Raw genomic sequence first — 14,190 nt, 5'->3', positions numbered from 1 at the left:
CGGCGAGCGAACCGTCAATGGGCTGTGGGACCTGATCGGCAAGCTCGTCGATATCTTCCAGCCTGCCGAATGTGCCAATTACTTCAAATCTTGCGGATATGAGCCGGAATGAATGGAAACCGCTCTATTTCGACGATTGCATCTACTATACCCCGGCTTTTTCCGACGAGGCAGTTGGTCGTCTGCAACTGCGCGACCTCGTTTCGATCAGTGACGGAAAGCGGCGGCCCAACACTTACCTGGGTGAAGAGGTTCAATCCGCAGTAAAACCGGGTAAGGCTTGGAGTCCCCGCGCGTTTTTCAAGCAGATCAGGCAGGCTTGGCGCAGATAGAAGACGCGGGGCCTTCAAACCCGATGGAGCAAAATGTCGCCCCATGATCGGGGTTACGATTCACCGCCCCGCCGCCCGCGCAATCTCCGCCAGGCCCTGCGCCAGGGCAAGTTCGCTGTTCTGGCTGTCGCCCAGCAGGGTGCGGTGCAGGGCGATCAGGCGGGCGAGGAGGCGTTCGAGCTTGCGGCCGCGCCAGCGGCGGAGCTGGTTGGCGAGGTCCTGGCGGTCGCGGAAGAACACGCGGCGCGAGGTCACTTCGTCTTCCATGAAGGCGCTCATGTCGCTGCGGTGGCCGAGCCGGCCGGCAAGGTCGGCGAGTTGCACCGCGCGCCGTTCGAAGGCGAGCAGCAGGCCGACCGGATTGAGCGCCATTTCGCGCATCCGCGCCAGTTCGCCGGGCAGGCGCGCGGTATCGCCGCCCAGCACGGCGTTGACCAGCGGCATGAAGCCATCGTCCTCGTTGACCGCGCCGATCGCGTCGAACGCGGCGGCGTCGGCGGTGCGCGGGGCCTGGGGGCTGGCGTCGAGGTAGAGCGCGAGCTTTTCGATCTCGCTGCGCGCCATGCGCGTGTCGAGCCCCGTACCGCGCGCGATGCGTTCGGCCAGTTCCCCGGTCAGGCGCACACCGGCGGCGTCGGCCATGACGCGGACGGCCTCGGTCACCGATTTGACGTCGGGCGGATGGAACATCGCCACCAGCGCATCGGGCCGGTCGCCCAGCAGCTTGGCCACGCGCGACTTGTCGGTGGCGGAACTGGCGACGATCAGCACCGGCCAGCCGTCCACCGGGCTGGCGAGCAGCGTTTCCACCGCGTCGTAGGCCTCGTCCCCCGCGGTCCGCACGTGAATCTGCCGCTTGTCGCCGAACAGCGAGACCGAACGCGCCTCGTCGGCCAGCTTCACCGGATCGCGCTTCAGTTCCGATCCGGAAATCTCCACACGCTCCGCCTCGCCCAGCAATCCGGCGATCTTCTGCGCGGCATCGCCCGCGCCGGCTTCGTCGGGGCCGCAGAAATAGAACACGCGGCATTCGCGCGCGGCGCGGGCGGCGGTGCCGGCGAAGTTCTTCTGCGTGGCTTTCACGGCCGGCGGTCCGGTCCGGCGGCCCGCGCGGCGTGGATCATTGCGGCTTGCGCAGCTTGACCGCGACGCGGGTGACGATCTGGTCGGCCACTTCGCGCGAAAGGTTTTCGAGCGCGGTCTGTTCCGCCGCGATCACGGCGTATTCGCTGGAGACCACGTCCAGCCCGGCATCGGCGCCGGCGGTCGCGTCCAGCACGACGTCGCCGCTGGCGAGATCGACCAGCTGGAAACGCGCGCGCAGCGTGCGCCGTTCGCGGGTGACGGTATCGTCGGAAAGGATGCCGAGGCCCTGCAGGCGCTCGTCCAGCCGCACGTCGAGCCGGTAGCGCGCGCCGTCCTTGCCGCCCGCGCCCAGCCGGTCGACCAGCGCGTTGCGCACCAGCCAGCCGGACTGGCCCTGGATCGAGGGCACTTCCACCCCGCTCAGCGCCCGCGCCACGGTGCCGCTGCCGCCCCCGGCGTACATCGGGCTGAGCCCGCCACACCCGGCAAGCAGCGCCGTCAGCAGGGCGCCAGCCAGCAGCCGGGGGAGGGGAGGCATGTTACGCGACAAGGTTCACCAGCCGATCGGGCACCACGATCACCTTCTTCACTTCCGCCCCGTCCAGCGCACGCTGCACCTTGTCGCTGGCGAGGGCAAGGCGTTCCAGCTCCTCGCGCGCGGTGCCCTTGGCCACGGTCAGCGTATCGCGTAGCTTGCCCTTGACCTGCACCGCCACGGTCACCTCGTCATCGACCAGCAGCGCCGGATCGACGGCGGGCCAGGCCGCGTCGGCCACCAGCCCTTCGCCGAAGTGCGCGAAGGCTTCCTCGGCCAGGTGCGGCATCATCGGCGAAACCAGCAGCAGCAGCGCGCGGATCGCGGCGGAGCGGCTGGCCGAAGGCGCGGCCTTCTCGATCGCGCCGGTCAGCTCGTAGATGCGCGCCACGGCCTTGTTGAAGCCCAGCGCCTCGATGTCCTGCGCCACGGCCTGCACGGTCTGGTGCGCCTTGCGGTCGATGGCCTTGTCCTCGCCGATGGCCGAAGCGTCGTATTGCGCGAACAGGCGCCACAGCCGCTGGACGAAGCGCGCGCAGCCCTCGATGCCGGCTTCCGACCACGGCAGGTCGCGCTCGGGCGGGCTGTCGGACAGCATGAACCAGCGAATCGCGTCGGCGCCGTACTGGCCGACGATCTCATCGGGATCGACGACGTTCTTCTTGGACTTCGACATCTTGATGACGCGACCGATCTCCACCGGCGCGCCATCCGTCTTCAGCGTCGCGCTCTCGCCCGTCCGTTCGACTTCGGCCGGGGAGAACCACACCGGCTGGCCGCTGGTGGCGTCGGTCCGCGAATAGGTCTCGTGCGTCACCATCCCTTGCGTGAACAGGCTGGCGAAGGGCTCCTTCACGTCCAGCTTGCCGATCCGCGCCAGCGCGCGCGTCCAGAAGCGGGCATAGAGCAGGTGCAGGATCGCGTGCTCGATCCCGCCGATATACTGCTCCACCGGCATCCACTGGCGGATCTGTTCGGGATCGAACGGACGGTCGGCCGGCTGGCTGGCGAAGCGCAGGAAGTACCACGACGAATCGACGAAGGTATCGAGCGTGTCGGTCTCGCGCCGGGCGGGCTTGCCGCATTGCGGGCAATCGACATGCTTCCAGGTGGGATGGCGGACCAGCGGGTTGCCCGGCGTCTGGAAATCGACATCCTCGGACAGCGTGACCGGCAGGTGCTTCTTGGGCACCGGCACCACGCCGCAGACCTCGCAATGGATGAACGGGATCGGCGTGCCCCAGTAACGCTGGCGGCTGACGCCCCAGTCGCGCAGGCGCCACACCGTCTTGCCTTCACCCCAGCCTTCGCTTTCGGCGCGGGCGATCACGGCCGCCTTGGCGTCGGCCACGGCCATGCCATCGAGGAAGCCGGAGTTCACCAGCAGCCCATCGCCGGCTTCAGCCTCGCCCGCGAAGGGCTTGCCGGCATCGGCCGCGTCCGCCGCGACCACGCGCAGGATCGGCAGGCCATACTTGGTGGCGAAATCGAAGTCGCGCTGGTCGTGCCCCGGCACGGCCATGATCGCGCCGGTGCCGTAATCCATCAGCACGAAGTTCGCGATATAGACCGGCAGGTCCGCGCCCGTGAACGGGTGCTTCGCGGTGATGCCGGTATCGAAGCCCAGCTTTTCGGCCGTTTCCAGTTCGGCGGCGGTGGTGCCGCCCTGCTTGCACAGCGCGATGAACTCCTGCGCGGCGGTGCTGCCGGCGGCCACGGCCTGTGCTACCGGGTGATCGGCGGCGACCGCGACGAAGCTCGCGCCGAAGATCGTGTCCGGGCGCGTGGTATAGACGTCCAGCTTCTCGCCGCTGGAAAGCGTGAAGGTGAACTGCAGGCCCTGGCTCTTGCCGATCCAGTTTTCCTGCATCAGCCGGACCTTTTCCGGCCAGTTTTCCAGCGTGCCCAGGCCTTCCAGCAGTTCCTCGGCGAAATCGGTGATCTTGAGGAACCACTGGTTGAGCTTGCGCTTTTCCACCAGCGCGCCCGAACGCCAGCCGCGCCCGTCGATCACCTGCTCGTTGGCCAGCACGGTCTGGTCGACCGGGTCCCAGTTGACCGCCGATTCCTTGCGATAGACCAAGCCGCCTTCGTAGAGATCGAGGAACAGCGCCTGTTCGTGGCCATAGTATTCCGGCTCGCAGGTCGCGATCTCGCGGCTCCAGTCGAGCGCGAAGCCCAGGCGCTTCAACTGCGCCTTCATGTTGGCGATGTTGTCGCGCGTCCAGCCGCCGGGGTGGACGCCCTTTTCCATGGCGGCGTTTTCGGCCGGCATCCCGAAGGCGTCCCAGCCCATCGGGTGCAGTACCTCAAAGCCCTTCATCCGCTTGTAGCGGGCCAGCACGTCGCCCATCGTGTAGTTGCGGACGTGGCCGATGTGGATGCGCCCCGAAGGATAGGGGAACATTTCCAGCACGTAGCTGCGCGGCTTGTTGCTCGCGTCGTCGGCGCGGAAGCTCTCGCGCTCGTCCCAGACGCGCTGCCAGCGGATATCGGCGGAAGAAGGATCGAAACGGTCTGCAGTCATGCCCGCTCCTCTAGGGAGCGCGGGGCGCACGTGCAAGGCGCTCTCTGCCGGCGGGAGAGCCCCGCCGGTGTTCTAATTTTGCCGCTTCAGCCCTTGATCGTCTGGCGGCGCAGGTCGCGCGCCTTGGTCAGGATCACGTCTTCCAGCTTCTGCACGGTGGCGGCTTGCACCGGCGCATCGACCCATTGGCCGTTTTGCGAAACCTGGCGGCTGGCGGCAACGCGCAGGGCATCGGCGCGCAGGTCCTGATCGAGAATCGACACGGTAACCTTGACGCGTTCGCCGGGGTTCTTCGGGTTGGCGTACCAGTCGGTCACGATCACGCCGCCGTTGCTGTCGGTCTGCAGCATCGGCATGAACGACAGCGTTTCCAGGCTGGCGCGCCAGAGATAGGCGTTGACGCCGATCGTCGTAACCTTGCTGGCGGCAAGGTCCAGCTGGGGGCGCTGCTTCTTGTGACCGCAGGCGGACAGCCCGAGCGCCAGCGTGCCGAGCACGGCGCATGTGACAAGGACGCGACCGGACGCGAGGCGTTTGGCACGGCGGAATCCAGAGGCGCTGACGGTCACTACACTTCGTCCTTGCTGGCGGGAGGGAAGCGGCTGGCGCATCCTTCCGGTCCTGATATGAAGCGCGCTTGCGGCACGCCGGTCCGGGGCCTCTATCACCCCGGCGCCGCGGGCCGCAAGCGCGATGAAACAAGAGTCCACATAGCAGGCGCGCGGCGTGAACCGGTCCTGAATGTCGCGGGGGTTGTGGACATCGTGCAACAGCTTGCCAACAAGCGGTGCCGGACCCACATGGAGACTCGCCTTCGGGCCGTAATGGTTATAAGGACAAACAAAGAGATCGCCTTTGTCACGAGAATCACATATTCCGCGTCAAGGGAGGCTCTACAACAGGGCTGAGGGACTGTTTCGAGATGACTGGCAGGGTTGACGGCAAAGGCAAAAAGCGCGGCTTGCGCCGTATTTTGCGTGCGCCCCTGCTGATCGGCGCGGCGGCGTCCGCCGGTCTTCTGATCGCTCCCACTGTCAGCAGCGCTTTCGCGAGCCATTTCGATGCTTCGCCCGTCAGCCTTGCCGCGCGTGGCGGGATCGGCTCTTTCACGCCGGCCTCGATTGATCCGCGCCTTGCCGCGCAGATCACCGTGCGCGCGTTGTCGAATGGCAAGCTGTTCCGGTTCACGCCCGCTGGCACCGAAACGCGGCCGGACCGCGCGGTGACCGTGGCGGTTCGCGTGAACGACGATACTTCGCGCGTCGTATCCGTTCGCCAGGCCTTTGCCGCCGCCGCGACCACGCCAGGCGCGGCCACCGTGCGGATCGCGCCAACGGCCTATAACCTGGGCCTCGCGCGCGGCTATCAGAGCTTTGCGATCGATGGATCGCAACCGCGCGAAGCCGCGCGTCTGGAAATGCCCGATTTCCAGGCTTTCAAGCTGTCCGGTCCTGCACCGACGGCACCGGGCCGCCTTTCGCCGCGCCTGGAACTGGACCAGAAGGAACGTGCCGGGCGCGCGCCACGCACGCTTGAGAACCAGGGTGATTACCAGGTCGATCTGGGCGGCAGCTATCGCCTGACCGGCAATCTCAACGTCATGGCAGGCATCCGCTATTCGTCGGAGCGCGATCGCCTGCGTCCCCTCACGGATGGCAAGCAGGATAGCCAGGCTGTCTACGTCGGAACGCAGTTCCACTTCTGATTTCCCGACATCGCCGGTTTCTGCGCATCGGAGGCTTTCCGATGGTGCCGCGTTATTTGCACGTTTCTTCGCGCGTGCAGTATTGCTGGCAGCATTATGCCGCGATGCAGCAATATATCGCGCTGCAATAATTGGATTTTGATCCGTAAAGCGCTTGTAGCTCCGCGCCCATATCCTTACGCTTGATGGCGAGAGGGGCGATTACTGGAGTTTTGACATGGCGCGTGTTGCAATTGTTACCGGCGGTACTCGGGGTATTGGCGAGGCGATCAGTCTTGCACTCCGGGATCTCGGTTTTACGGTCGCCGCCAACTATGCCGGCAATGCCGAGAAGGCCAAGGCCTTCACCGACGCCACGGGCATCAAGGCCTATCGCTGGGATGTCGGTGATCATCAGGCCTGCCTTGACGGGTGCGCGCAAGTGGCCGCGGATTTCGGCTCTGTCGATGTCGTGGTGAACAACGCGGGCGTGACGCGCGACGGCGTGCTGCACAAGATGACGTTCGACGACTGGAACGAGGTCATGCGCATCAACCTGGGCGGGTGTTTCAACATGGCCAAGGCGACATTTCCGGGCATGCGCGACCGGGGATGGGGGCGCATCGTCAACATCGGTTCGATCAACGGGCAGGCCGGGCAGTATGGCCAGGTCAACTATGCCGCGGCCAAGTCCGGCATCCACGGCTTTACCAAGGCGCTGGCGCAGGAAGGCGCGAAATACGGCGTGACCGTGAACGCGATCGCGCCGGGCTACATCGATACCGACATGGTCGCGGCCGTGCCGCCGGCGGTGCTGGAAAAGATCGTAGCCAAGATTCCGGTCGGCCGGCTGGGCCATGCCTCCGAAATCGCGCGCGGCGTGGCGTTCCTCTGTTCGGAAGAGGCAGGCTTCGTCACCGGATCGACGCTGTCGATCAACGGCGGCCAGCATATGTACTGATCGCTGCACGGGCGGCTTTGCGGCCGCCCGTGGCGCTGGTAAAACAGGGCGTGGCTTCGCTCTACCATCCTCCCGTCAAGCGCTCGGTGGAAATCGCCGGGCACAAGACCTCGATCAGCCTGGAACCGCTGTTCTGGGAGATGCTTCGCGCCACAGCGGAGGCGGAAGCGCTGCCGATCAACGCGCTGGTGGCGCGCATCGATGCCGAACGCATCGCCAGCCCCACGCCGCCCGGCCTTGCCAGCGCCATCCGGCTGTGGCTGGTGGCGCGCGTGGGGATTGGCCTTGCGCATGACGGATAGGCGCGGTCCGCTGGTGCGCGTCGATTTCGAAGCGACCCTGATCGAATGGCGCGGCCCGGCGCCTTTCGTTTTCGCACCGATTGCCGATCATCATTATGGCGAGATCGCCCACGCGGCGCGTCAGGCGAGCTACGGCTGGGGCGTAGTGCCGGTGGCGGCCGTGATCGGGACCACGCGCTTCACCACATCGCTCTTTCCGCGCGACGGCGGTTATCTGCTGCCGGTGAAAGTGGCGGTGCAGCGCGCGGAACGCATTGGCCCGGGCGCGCGCGTTTCCGCGCGGATCGAGATCGGCTGAGGCGCCGCGCTCAGTCCCCGCCGACGCGTTCCACATCGGCGCCGAGCAGCGCGAACTTCTCTTCCAGCCGCTCGTAGCCGCGATCGAGGTGGTACAGCCGGTGTACCTGCGTTTCGCCTTCGGCGGCGAGGCCCGCGATCACGAGGCTCATAGAGGCACGCAGGTCGGTCGCCATCACTTCGGCGCCGGTCAGCTTGTCGACGCCGTGGACGATCGCGGTGCGGCCCTTGGTCTCGATGCGCGCGCCCATGCGGTTCAGTTCGGGAACGTGCATGTAGCGGTTTTCGAAGATCGTTTCCGTCAGCACGCTGGAGCCTTCGGCCAGGCACAGCATGGCCATCAGCTGCGCCTGCATGTCGGTGGCGAAGCCGGGGTAGGGGGCGGTGGAGATGGTCACGGGGCGCAGCGGGCCGTCGGCGGCCACGTGGATGCCGCCCTTGACCGGCTCCACCCGCACGCCCGCGTCGCGCAGCGCCTGCACGGTCGCTTCCATGTCCTCGATCCGGGCGCCGGCCAGCGTCACTTCGCCGCCGGTGATCGCAGCGGCGCAGGCATAGCTGCCCGCTTCGATCCGGTCCGGCATGACCATATAGGTCGCGCCGTGCAGGCGATCGACGCCGTGGATGGTGAGGTCGGACGTGCCGATGCCCTCGATCTGCGCGCCCATGGCGACGAGCAGGTTGCACAGGTCCACGATTTCCGGTTCGCGCGCGGCGTTATGCAGCGTGCTTTTGCCCTTGGCGAGCACGGCCGCCATGACCGCGTTCTCGGTCGCGCCGACCGAGACCACGGGGAAGCTGTAACGCCCGCCGGGCAGGCCGCCATCGGGGGCGATGGCACGGACGTAGCCGGCGGCGAGTTCGATCTGCGCGCCGAAGGCTTCGAGCGCCTTCAGGTGCAGGTCGATCGGACGGTTGCCGATGGCGCAGCCGCCCGGCAGCGAAACGGTCGCCTCGCCGGCGCGGGCCAGCAGCGGGCCGAGCACGAGGATCGAGGCGCGCATCTTGCGCACGAGGTCATAGGGGGCGACGGTGGACGTCAGCCGCGTGGCCTGTAGCGTCATCACCCGGCCGAAATCCTCGGGCCGCGCACCGGCGATCGACGTTGACGTCCCGAACTGGTTCATCAGGTGCTGGAAGCCGTCGATATCGGCCAGGCGCGGCAGGTTGCGCAGGGTGACCGGCTCATCCGTCAGCAGCGCGCAAGGCAGCAGGGTCAGCGCCGCGTTCTTCGCGCCGGAGACCGGAACCGTACCCGAAAGGCGCTTGCCGCCGCGAATGATGATCTTGTCCATCGCGGTCGTTTAGCCGGTTTGCCATGGCGCGCAAGAGGACGCCGGCGCGAGGCCGGGCGTCCGCTTGCGAACCGTTGCCGTTGTGGCGGTTTCGGCCGGTTCAGGCCGCCTTCCAGCGCAGCGGCAGCGCCTTCAGTCCGCCCACGAAGGTGGAACTTGCCCGGCGCGGTTCGCCAGCCAGTTCGATGCTGTCGAGTCGGTCCAGCAGCGCTTCGAACAGGATGCGCATTTCCAGCCGGGCAAGATGCAGGCCCAGGCACTGGTGCGCGCCCGCGCCGAAGGCGATATGGCGATTGGCCTGGCGCGAGGCATCGAACCGGCGCGGGTCCTCGAACCGTTCGGGATCGTGGTTCGCCGCGACGTAGTTGACCATCAGCCAGTCGCCCTTGGCGATGGCCTGCCCGCCCACTTCGGTATCTTCCGCCGCCGTGCGCATGAAGTGCTGGACGGGCGAGGTCCAGCGGATCGCTTCCTCGACGATGCCCGCCAGCAGGCCGCGATCGGCCTTCACCCGCGCGAACTGTTCCGGATCGCGCGCCAATGCCAGCATTGCCCCCGCCGTGGAGGCCGATGTCGTATCGTGCCCCGCGCTGGCGGTGATGATGTAATAGCCGGCGGTGTCCCGGTCGCTCATCGGCTCGCCATCGATCACCGCGTTGGCGATCACGGTGGCGAGGTCGTCGGTCGGGTTAGCGCGGCGATGGCGGGCGAGTCCGGCGAAATAGGCTTCGAAATCCTTCACCGCGCCGGCCACGATCTGCGCGATCTGTTCGGGCGTCAGGTTCTTGAGGCCCGACTGACTGAGGTCCTCGTCCTGTCCGCCGAACATCTGCTGGGTCAGCACCAGCATCCGCCCCTCGTCTTCTTCGGGCACGCCCAGGATCTGCATGACGACGTGCAGCGGATAGGGCGAGGACACCAGCTTGGTGAAATCCCCCTCGCTGCCATGCGCGAGCAGGCGATCGACCGTGGCGTTGGCGATCTTGCGGATCTCGCCCTCCAGCTTGACCAGGTTCTTGGGCATGAACCAGTCCTGCGTCAGCCGGCGCAGCTTGGGGTGCTTGGGCGCATCGATCTGCACCAGCGATTCGACCAGATGCGGGCTGCCGCCGGTGATCTCCTTGATCAGGGCTTCGCTGGACTTCAGCCCGAACACGCTGGCGCGCGGGTGGTTGAGGAAGGTCGTGTTGGCCTTGCTGACCTTCATCGCGTCGTCGAAGCGGGTGAGCAGCCAGAACGGATCGTGCGAATCGTCCGGCGCCTCGATGCGCGCCACCGGCATGTTCGCGCGCAGCCAGTCGAACCGGTCGAGCAGCGGGTCCCACGCGGCATAGGCGTGCGGATCGATCACGGCGCGCGCATAGTCGGCGGGGGCTACGGGCGTGGTGGTGGAAGCCATAGGGCGGGTTCCTTGCTTTGTATCCGTCTGCGGGCGATCAGGCGCAGGTGTTCAGGCGGCGGGCGATTTCGCGGCTTCGGCGGTGGCGCGGTATTCGTCGCGCAGCAGCCGCTTGAACAGCTTGCCCGTGGGCTCGCGCGGAAGTTCCTCGCGGAAATCGATCGTGCGGGGCATCTTCACCCGCGAAAGCTGCGGGGCGAGCCATTCGGTCAGCTCGGCGGCCAGCTCCGGCCCCGCATCGGCCATGTTCGCGGGCTGGACCACGGCGATCACGCGTTCGCCCATGTCGGGATCGGGCGCGCCGATCACGGCGGCGTCGGCAACCTTGGGGTGATGCACCAGCAGGTTCTCGATCTCCTGCGGATAGATGTTCACGCCGCCCGAAATGATCATGAAGCTCTTGCGGTCGGTGAGGAACAGATAGCCTTCCTCGTCCTGGATGCCCACGTCGCCCAGGCTCGTCCAGCCATGCTTGTTGGTGGCGTCGCGCGTCTTGTCAGGATCGTTGTGATAGCTGAACACGCTGCCGCCTTCGAAGAAAACCTGTCCTTCGGTGCCGCGCGGCACCTCGTCGCCGTTCTCGTCGCAGACGCGGATCGTGCCCAGCAGCGCGCGTCCGACCGAGCCCGGCCGTTGCAGCCATTCATCGCTGGAAATGAACGTGAAGCCGTTGCCTTCGGTGCCGGCGTAGTATTCGCGCAGCACCGGCCCCCACCATTCGATCATCGCCTTCTTCACCGGGACGGGGCACGGCGCTGCGGCGTGGATTGCGTTCTTCAGCGAGGACACATCGTAGCGGGCGCGGACGTCTTCCGGCAGCTTAAGCATCCGGACGAAATGGGTCGGCACCCACTGGCTGTCGGTCACCTTGAGCCTCTGGATCAGTTCCAGCGCCTTTTCCGGATCGAATTTCTCCATGACGACGACGGTGCCGCCAAGGCGATGCACCGTCATCGACCAACGCAACGGCGCGGCATGATAGAGCGGGGCAGGGGAGAGATAGACGGCGTCCGGCCCGATGCCGAACGCCTGCGAGGCGAGCGCCAGCAGCGAATTCGGCGCGCCGATTGCCGGGTCTTCCGGCAGCGGCACGCGCACGCCCTTGGGCTTGCCCGTGGTGCCGGAAGAATAGAGCATGTCACAGCCCGCGCGCTCGTCGGCGATGGGCGTGGCGGGCATGGCCGCGAACGCCGCTTCGGCGCTGAGATCGCCTTCTCCGCCGAACCGCAATTGGGGCAGGCCCGGATCAAGCGCGGCGACTTCATCGAGAACGGGGGCGAGATAGTCCGAACCGATCAGCAGCTTCGCCCCGCTGTCCTTGGCAATATAGGCGATCTCCGGCGCGGTGAGGCGGCTGGAGACCGCGACATAGACCAGTCCGGCCCGCTGGGCGCCCCAGGCGACGGAGAAGAAATCGGGATGGTTCTCCAGGCAGATCGCGATCGTATCGCCGATCTTCAGCCCGCGCGAGCGGAACAGTTGCGCCGCCCGGTTGCTGGCTTCGTCCAGCTCGCGATAGGTGATGGTCCGTCCGCTCCCGCCCATGATAACCGCCGGTCGATCGGGATTGGTCCGGGCATGGAACGTCGGATGGTATTGCATCGTATCGGCATCCTTCTTCGCGCGGAGTCTTCGGGGACTCCTTTGCGAAGCACTTTAAGCGGTCGATTAAATTGCGCAATGGCTGACGATCAGAATCCGAACGCGGAAAGGTTCTCATAATCGTCGGGCCGCCGTCCTTGCGGCCAGTGGAAGCGCCTGTCGGCTTCGGCAATCGGCGTGTCGTTGATGCTGGCGATGCGCCGCCGCATCAGCCCATGTTCGTCGAACTCCCAGTTCTCGTTTCCGTAGGACCGGAACCATTGCCCCGCCTGGTCGCGCCATTCGTAAGCGAAGCGCACCGCGATCCGGTTTTCCCGAAAGGCCCATAGTTCCTTGATAAGCCGATAATCCTGCTCGCGCTGCCACTTGGCGGTCAGGAACGCCACAATGGCCGGGCGTCCTTGCAGGAAGGTGTCGCGGTTACGCCAGAGACTGTCCGGCGTATAGGCCAGCGCTACCCGAGCGGGATCGCGGCTGTTCCAGGCGTCCTCCGCGAGCCGTACCTTGGTGATGGCGGTCTCTTCGGAGAACGGGGGCAGCGGAGGGCGGTGTTCAGTCATCGTGGTGTCCTTCCTGGGTGGCAATGCGGGCGCGGAGCGCCGCGTTTTCCGCTTCGAGCGTGGCAAGCTGATCGCGCAGCGGCTGGATGGCCAGCGCCACTTCGCGGTCCGTGTAGCGTGGCGTGATATGCTGCGGGCAGTTCCAGTCGAAGGCGCGCAGCCGCAGAACGAAAATCCGTTCCGGCTTCGCCTTGTCGCGCGGATCGATCACTTTGGCTGTCAGTTCCGGATCGGCGTCGAGCGCCACCACCTCTGCGTGGGCATAGATTTTCATGCGCCGCCGACGGGGATAGTCCATGAGGATCAGGGCAACCCGGTCATCGGCCGACAGATTGCCAAGGCTGATGTACTGCCGATTGCCGCGATAGTCTGCGAAGGCAAGCGTGCGATCGTCAATCATCTGCAGGAAGCCGGGTGCTCCGCCCCGGTGCTGAACATAGGGCCAGCCGGTTTCCGATGTGCTGGCCATGTAGAAGCTGTCGCGCGCGGCGATGAAGGCGGCTTCCGCTTCGGTGAAGCGATCGAAACTGCGATCCGTGCGGATATCGGTCCACATGTCGGCGCTGCCCATGGCGCGCTGCGCCGCGCGCACACTGGGCGTCATCGCGATGTCGAGAAAGCCGTAAGCCATGGGAACCCCCGTTCGCCGGCCCTGTCGCCGGCGTCGGGAGTCTTTGTACGCTCCGGAAACCTCTTTGATAATCAGCCAGGAAAGGAATGTATTCTTCCGATTTATGGAAGAACATCCCGGTGGCCTCGGGTGTAGCGCCGGCGGATGGCTGTCAGAAGGAACAGGTTCAAGGCAAGGACGACACAAGCGCCAAAGAAAAAGGCGACGTCACCGCCGCCTTTTTCCGCACCCTCTCCAAGATGCCTCTTTAAAACCGGGACGGCTTGTTATTCGGGTCCGCCGCGTCCTTCGGCCGGGTCGTTGGTAACAAGCAGGCCGCTCGCGGGCGTCTGCATGTAAGGCAGCGGGTTCACGGCTTCGCCGGCAACCCGAACTTCATAGTGCAGGTGCGGGCCGGTGGAACGGCCGGTCGAACCGACATAGCCGATCACGTCGCCCTTGTGGACGATCTGGCCTTCGGCAACGGCAATGCGCGACATGTGGCCATAGCGCGTTTCCATGTTGCCGCCATGTTCGAGCTGAACATAGAGGCCGTAACCGCTGAACCAGTCGGCGCGGCCGACGACGCCATCGGCGGTCGCATGGATCGGCGTGCCAGTGGGCGCGGGAAGATCGATGCCCTTGTGGGCGCGCAGACCGCCGAGAACCGGATGGACGCGCAGGCCGAAGCCGCTGCTCATCGAGCGGCTGCTGGTGACCGGGATCAGCGAGGGGATGGAAACCGGGCCGGAGCGGCGCACGGGCGCTGCGGTCGACGAACCGGTATCGAGAGCCTGCCAGCTGGCGAAAAGCTGGTGAAATTCCTCGTCGCCGTTGTCCGAAGCGCCGGTCTTGGCGGCTTCCGCGGCGCGGAGCGGAGCGGCGATGTCGGCGGCAGCGGCGCTGTTGGCAAGAGCCGGAGCGGCCGAGAAAGCGAAGGTTACGGCAGAGAGAGCACCGAAGACCGACTGGAAGGTTTTGTTTTGCGACATTACGACCC

15 protein-coding genes and 1 pseudogene are annotated in these 14,190 nt (G+C 66.2%); 6 read left to right on the top strand and 10 right to left on the bottom strand.

Features of this window, described 5'->3' with window-relative positions; all coding sequences use genetic code 11:
* Positions 1-112: pseudogene (locus EH199_RS18525) on the top strand (IS630 family transposase); the annotation flags it as partial.
* A gap of 280 nt (positions 113-392) precedes the next feature.
* Here the strand turns inward: EH199_RS18525 and holA are convergent.
* The 4 genes from holA to EH199_RS18500 all read right to left on the bottom strand — a co-directional run bounded on the left by holA (position 393) and on the right by EH199_RS18500 (position 5,049).
* Complete coding sequence (gene holA, locus EH199_RS18515) at positions 393-1,415, bottom strand: DNA polymerase III subunit delta (RefSeq protein WP_124810666.1); 1,023 nt, start codon at positions 1,413-1,415, stop codon at positions 393-395.
* A gap of 37 nt (positions 1,416-1,452) precedes the next feature.
* Complete coding sequence (gene lptE, locus EH199_RS18510; protein WP_223806758.1) at positions 1,453-1,956, bottom strand: LPS assembly lipoprotein LptE; 504 nt, start codon at positions 1,954-1,956, stop codon at positions 1,453-1,455.
* 1 nt (position 1,957) lies between these two features.
* Positions 1,958-4,480 (bottom strand): leucine--tRNA ligase, encoded by a 2,523-nt coding sequence (leuS, locus tag EH199_RS18505; RefSeq protein ID WP_124810664.1) that lies wholly within the window; start codon positions 4,478-4,480, stop codon positions 1,958-1,960.
* Positions 4,481-4,566: 86 nt separating this feature from the next.
* Positions 4,567-5,049, bottom strand: a complete 483-nt coding sequence (locus EH199_RS18500; protein WP_370449699.1) for a DUF3576 domain-containing protein — start codon at positions 5,047-5,049, stop codon at positions 4,567-4,569.
* A gap of 353 nt (positions 5,050-5,402) precedes the next feature.
* Here EH199_RS18500 and EH199_RS18495 point away from each other — a divergent pair, with 353 nt between their 5' ends.
* The 4 genes from EH199_RS18495 to EH199_RS18480 all read left to right on the top strand — a co-directional run bounded on the left by EH199_RS18495 (position 5,403) and on the right by EH199_RS18480 (position 7,725).
* Positions 5,403-6,185 carry a hypothetical protein gene (locus tag EH199_RS18495; RefSeq protein ID WP_223806757.1) on the top strand — a complete coding sequence of 261 codons (783 nt, stop codon included), beginning with the start codon at positions 5,403-5,405 and terminating at the stop codon, positions 6,183-6,185.
* Between the two features lie 217 nt (positions 6,186-6,402).
* Positions 6,403-7,125: an acetoacetyl-CoA reductase gene (phbB, locus tag EH199_RS18490; protein ID WP_124810662.1), complete on the top strand. Its 723-nt coding sequence runs from the start codon at positions 6,403-6,405 to the stop codon at positions 7,123-7,125.
* Positions 7,126-7,175: 50 nt separating this feature from the next.
* Entirely contained in the window at positions 7,176-7,427 is a 252-nt protein-coding gene (locus EH199_RS18485) for a ribbon-helix-helix domain-containing protein (RefSeq protein ID WP_124810672.1), read from the top strand.
* Complete coding sequence (locus EH199_RS18480) at positions 7,417-7,725, top strand: DUF1905 domain-containing protein (protein WP_124810661.1); 309 nt, start codon at positions 7,417-7,419, stop codon at positions 7,723-7,725. Before EH199_RS18485 ends, EH199_RS18480 begins: the two co-directional genes overlap by 11 nt.
* Before the next feature lie 10 nt (positions 7,726-7,735).
* Here EH199_RS18480 and murA read toward each other — a convergent pair whose 3' ends face one another.
* The 5 genes from murA to EH199_RS18455 all read right to left on the bottom strand — a co-directional run bounded on the left by murA (position 7,736) and on the right by EH199_RS18455 (position 13,211).
* Entirely contained in the window at positions 7,736-9,019 is a 1,284-nt protein-coding gene (gene murA / locus EH199_RS18475; protein ID WP_124810660.1) for a UDP-N-acetylglucosamine 1-carboxyvinyltransferase, read from the bottom strand.
* A 100-nt stretch (positions 9,020-9,119) separates the two neighbouring features.
* Positions 9,120-10,418, bottom strand: coding sequence for a cytochrome P450 (locus EH199_RS18470; RefSeq protein ID WP_124810659.1), 1,299 nt, complete (start codon positions 10,416-10,418; stop codon positions 9,120-9,122).
* Between the two features lie 51 nt (positions 10,419-10,469).
* On the bottom strand, positions 10,470-12,020 hold the full coding sequence (locus EH199_RS18465) for an acyl-CoA synthetase (RefSeq protein WP_124810658.1): 1,551 nt from the start codon (positions 12,018-12,020) through the stop codon (positions 10,470-10,472).
* Between the two features lie 89 nt (positions 12,021-12,109).
* The gene (locus EH199_RS18460; protein WP_124810657.1) at positions 12,110-12,580 is read right to left on the bottom strand and encodes a nuclear transport factor 2 family protein; all 471 of its coding nucleotides are present in this window, start codon (positions 12,578-12,580) and stop codon (positions 12,110-12,112) included.
* Positions 12,573-13,211: a pyridoxamine 5'-phosphate oxidase family protein gene (locus tag EH199_RS18455; RefSeq protein ID WP_124810656.1), complete on the bottom strand. Its 639-nt coding sequence runs from the start codon at positions 13,209-13,211 to the stop codon at positions 12,573-12,575. Before EH199_RS18455 ends, EH199_RS18460 begins: the two co-directional genes overlap by 8 nt.
* An 86-nt stretch (positions 13,212-13,297) precedes the next feature.
* On the opposite strand from EH199_RS18455, the gene EH199_RS24470 reads away from it, so the two are divergent.
* A complete protein-coding gene (locus EH199_RS24470) occupies positions 13,298-13,462 on the top strand; it encodes a hypothetical protein (RefSeq protein WP_190287341.1) in 165 nt (54 codons plus the stop codon).
* Positions 13,463-13,477: 15 nt separating this feature from the next.
* On the opposite strand, the gene EH199_RS18450 is transcribed toward EH199_RS24470, so the two are convergent.
* On the bottom strand, positions 13,478-14,182 hold the full coding sequence (locus EH199_RS18450) for a M23 family metallopeptidase (protein ID WP_124810655.1): 705 nt from the start codon (positions 14,180-14,182) through the stop codon (positions 13,478-13,480).
* Positions 14,183-14,190: the final 8 nt, after the last annotated feature.

The organism is Novosphingobium sp. LASN5T (genome assembly GCF_003856955.1).
GTDB lineage: Bacteria > Pseudomonadota > Alphaproteobacteria > Sphingomonadales > Sphingomonadaceae > Novosphingobium.
Note: the sequence above shows the minus strand (reverse complement) of the source record. Positions and strands in the feature narration are given on the sequence as shown.

Bases quoted from the DNA above. Each gene is read 5' to 3' on its own strand.
- EH199_RS18465 (WP_124810658.1), bottom strand. From the start codon at position 12,020: ATGCAATACCATCCGACGTTCCATGCCCGGACCAATCCCGATCGACCG.
- EH199_RS18495 (WP_223806757.1), top strand. From the start codon at position 5,403: ATGACTGGCAGGGTTGACGGCAAAGGCAAAAAGCGCGGCTTGCGCCGT.
- phbB (WP_124810662.1), top strand. From the start codon at position 6,403: ATGGCGCGTGTTGCAATTGTTACCGGCGGTACTCGGGGTATTGGCGAG.
- lptE (WP_223806758.1), bottom strand. From the start codon at position 1,956: ATGCCTCCCCTCCCCCGGCTGCTGGCTGGCGCCCTGCTGACGGCGCTG.
- EH199_RS18480 (WP_124810661.1), top strand. From the start codon at position 7,417: ATGACGGATAGGCGCGGTCCGCTGGTGCGCGTCGATTTCGAAGCGACC.
- EH199_RS18455 (WP_124810656.1), bottom strand. From the start codon at position 13,211: ATGGCTTACGGCTTTCTCGACATCGCGATGACGCCCAGTGTGCGCGCG.
- EH199_RS18470 (WP_124810659.1), bottom strand. From the start codon at position 10,418: ATGGCTTCCACCACCACGCCCGTAGCCCCCGCCGACTATGCGCGCGCC.
- leuS (WP_124810664.1), bottom strand. From the start codon at position 4,480: ATGACTGCAGACCGTTTCGATCCTTCTTCCGCCGATATCCGCTGGCAG.
- EH199_RS18460 (WP_124810657.1), bottom strand. From the start codon at position 12,580: ATGACTGAACACCGCCCTCCGCTGCCCCCGTTCTCCGAAGAGACCGCC.
- murA (WP_124810660.1), bottom strand. From the start codon at position 9,019: ATGGACAAGATCATCATTCGCGGCGGCAAGCGCCTTTCGGGTACGGTT.
- EH199_RS24470 (WP_190287341.1), top strand. From the start codon at position 13,298: ATGTATTCTTCCGATTTATGGAAGAACATCCCGGTGGCCTCGGGTGTA.
- EH199_RS18450 (WP_124810655.1), bottom strand. From the start codon at position 14,182: ATGTCGCAAAACAAAACCTTCCAGTCGGTCTTCGGTGCTCTCTCTGCC.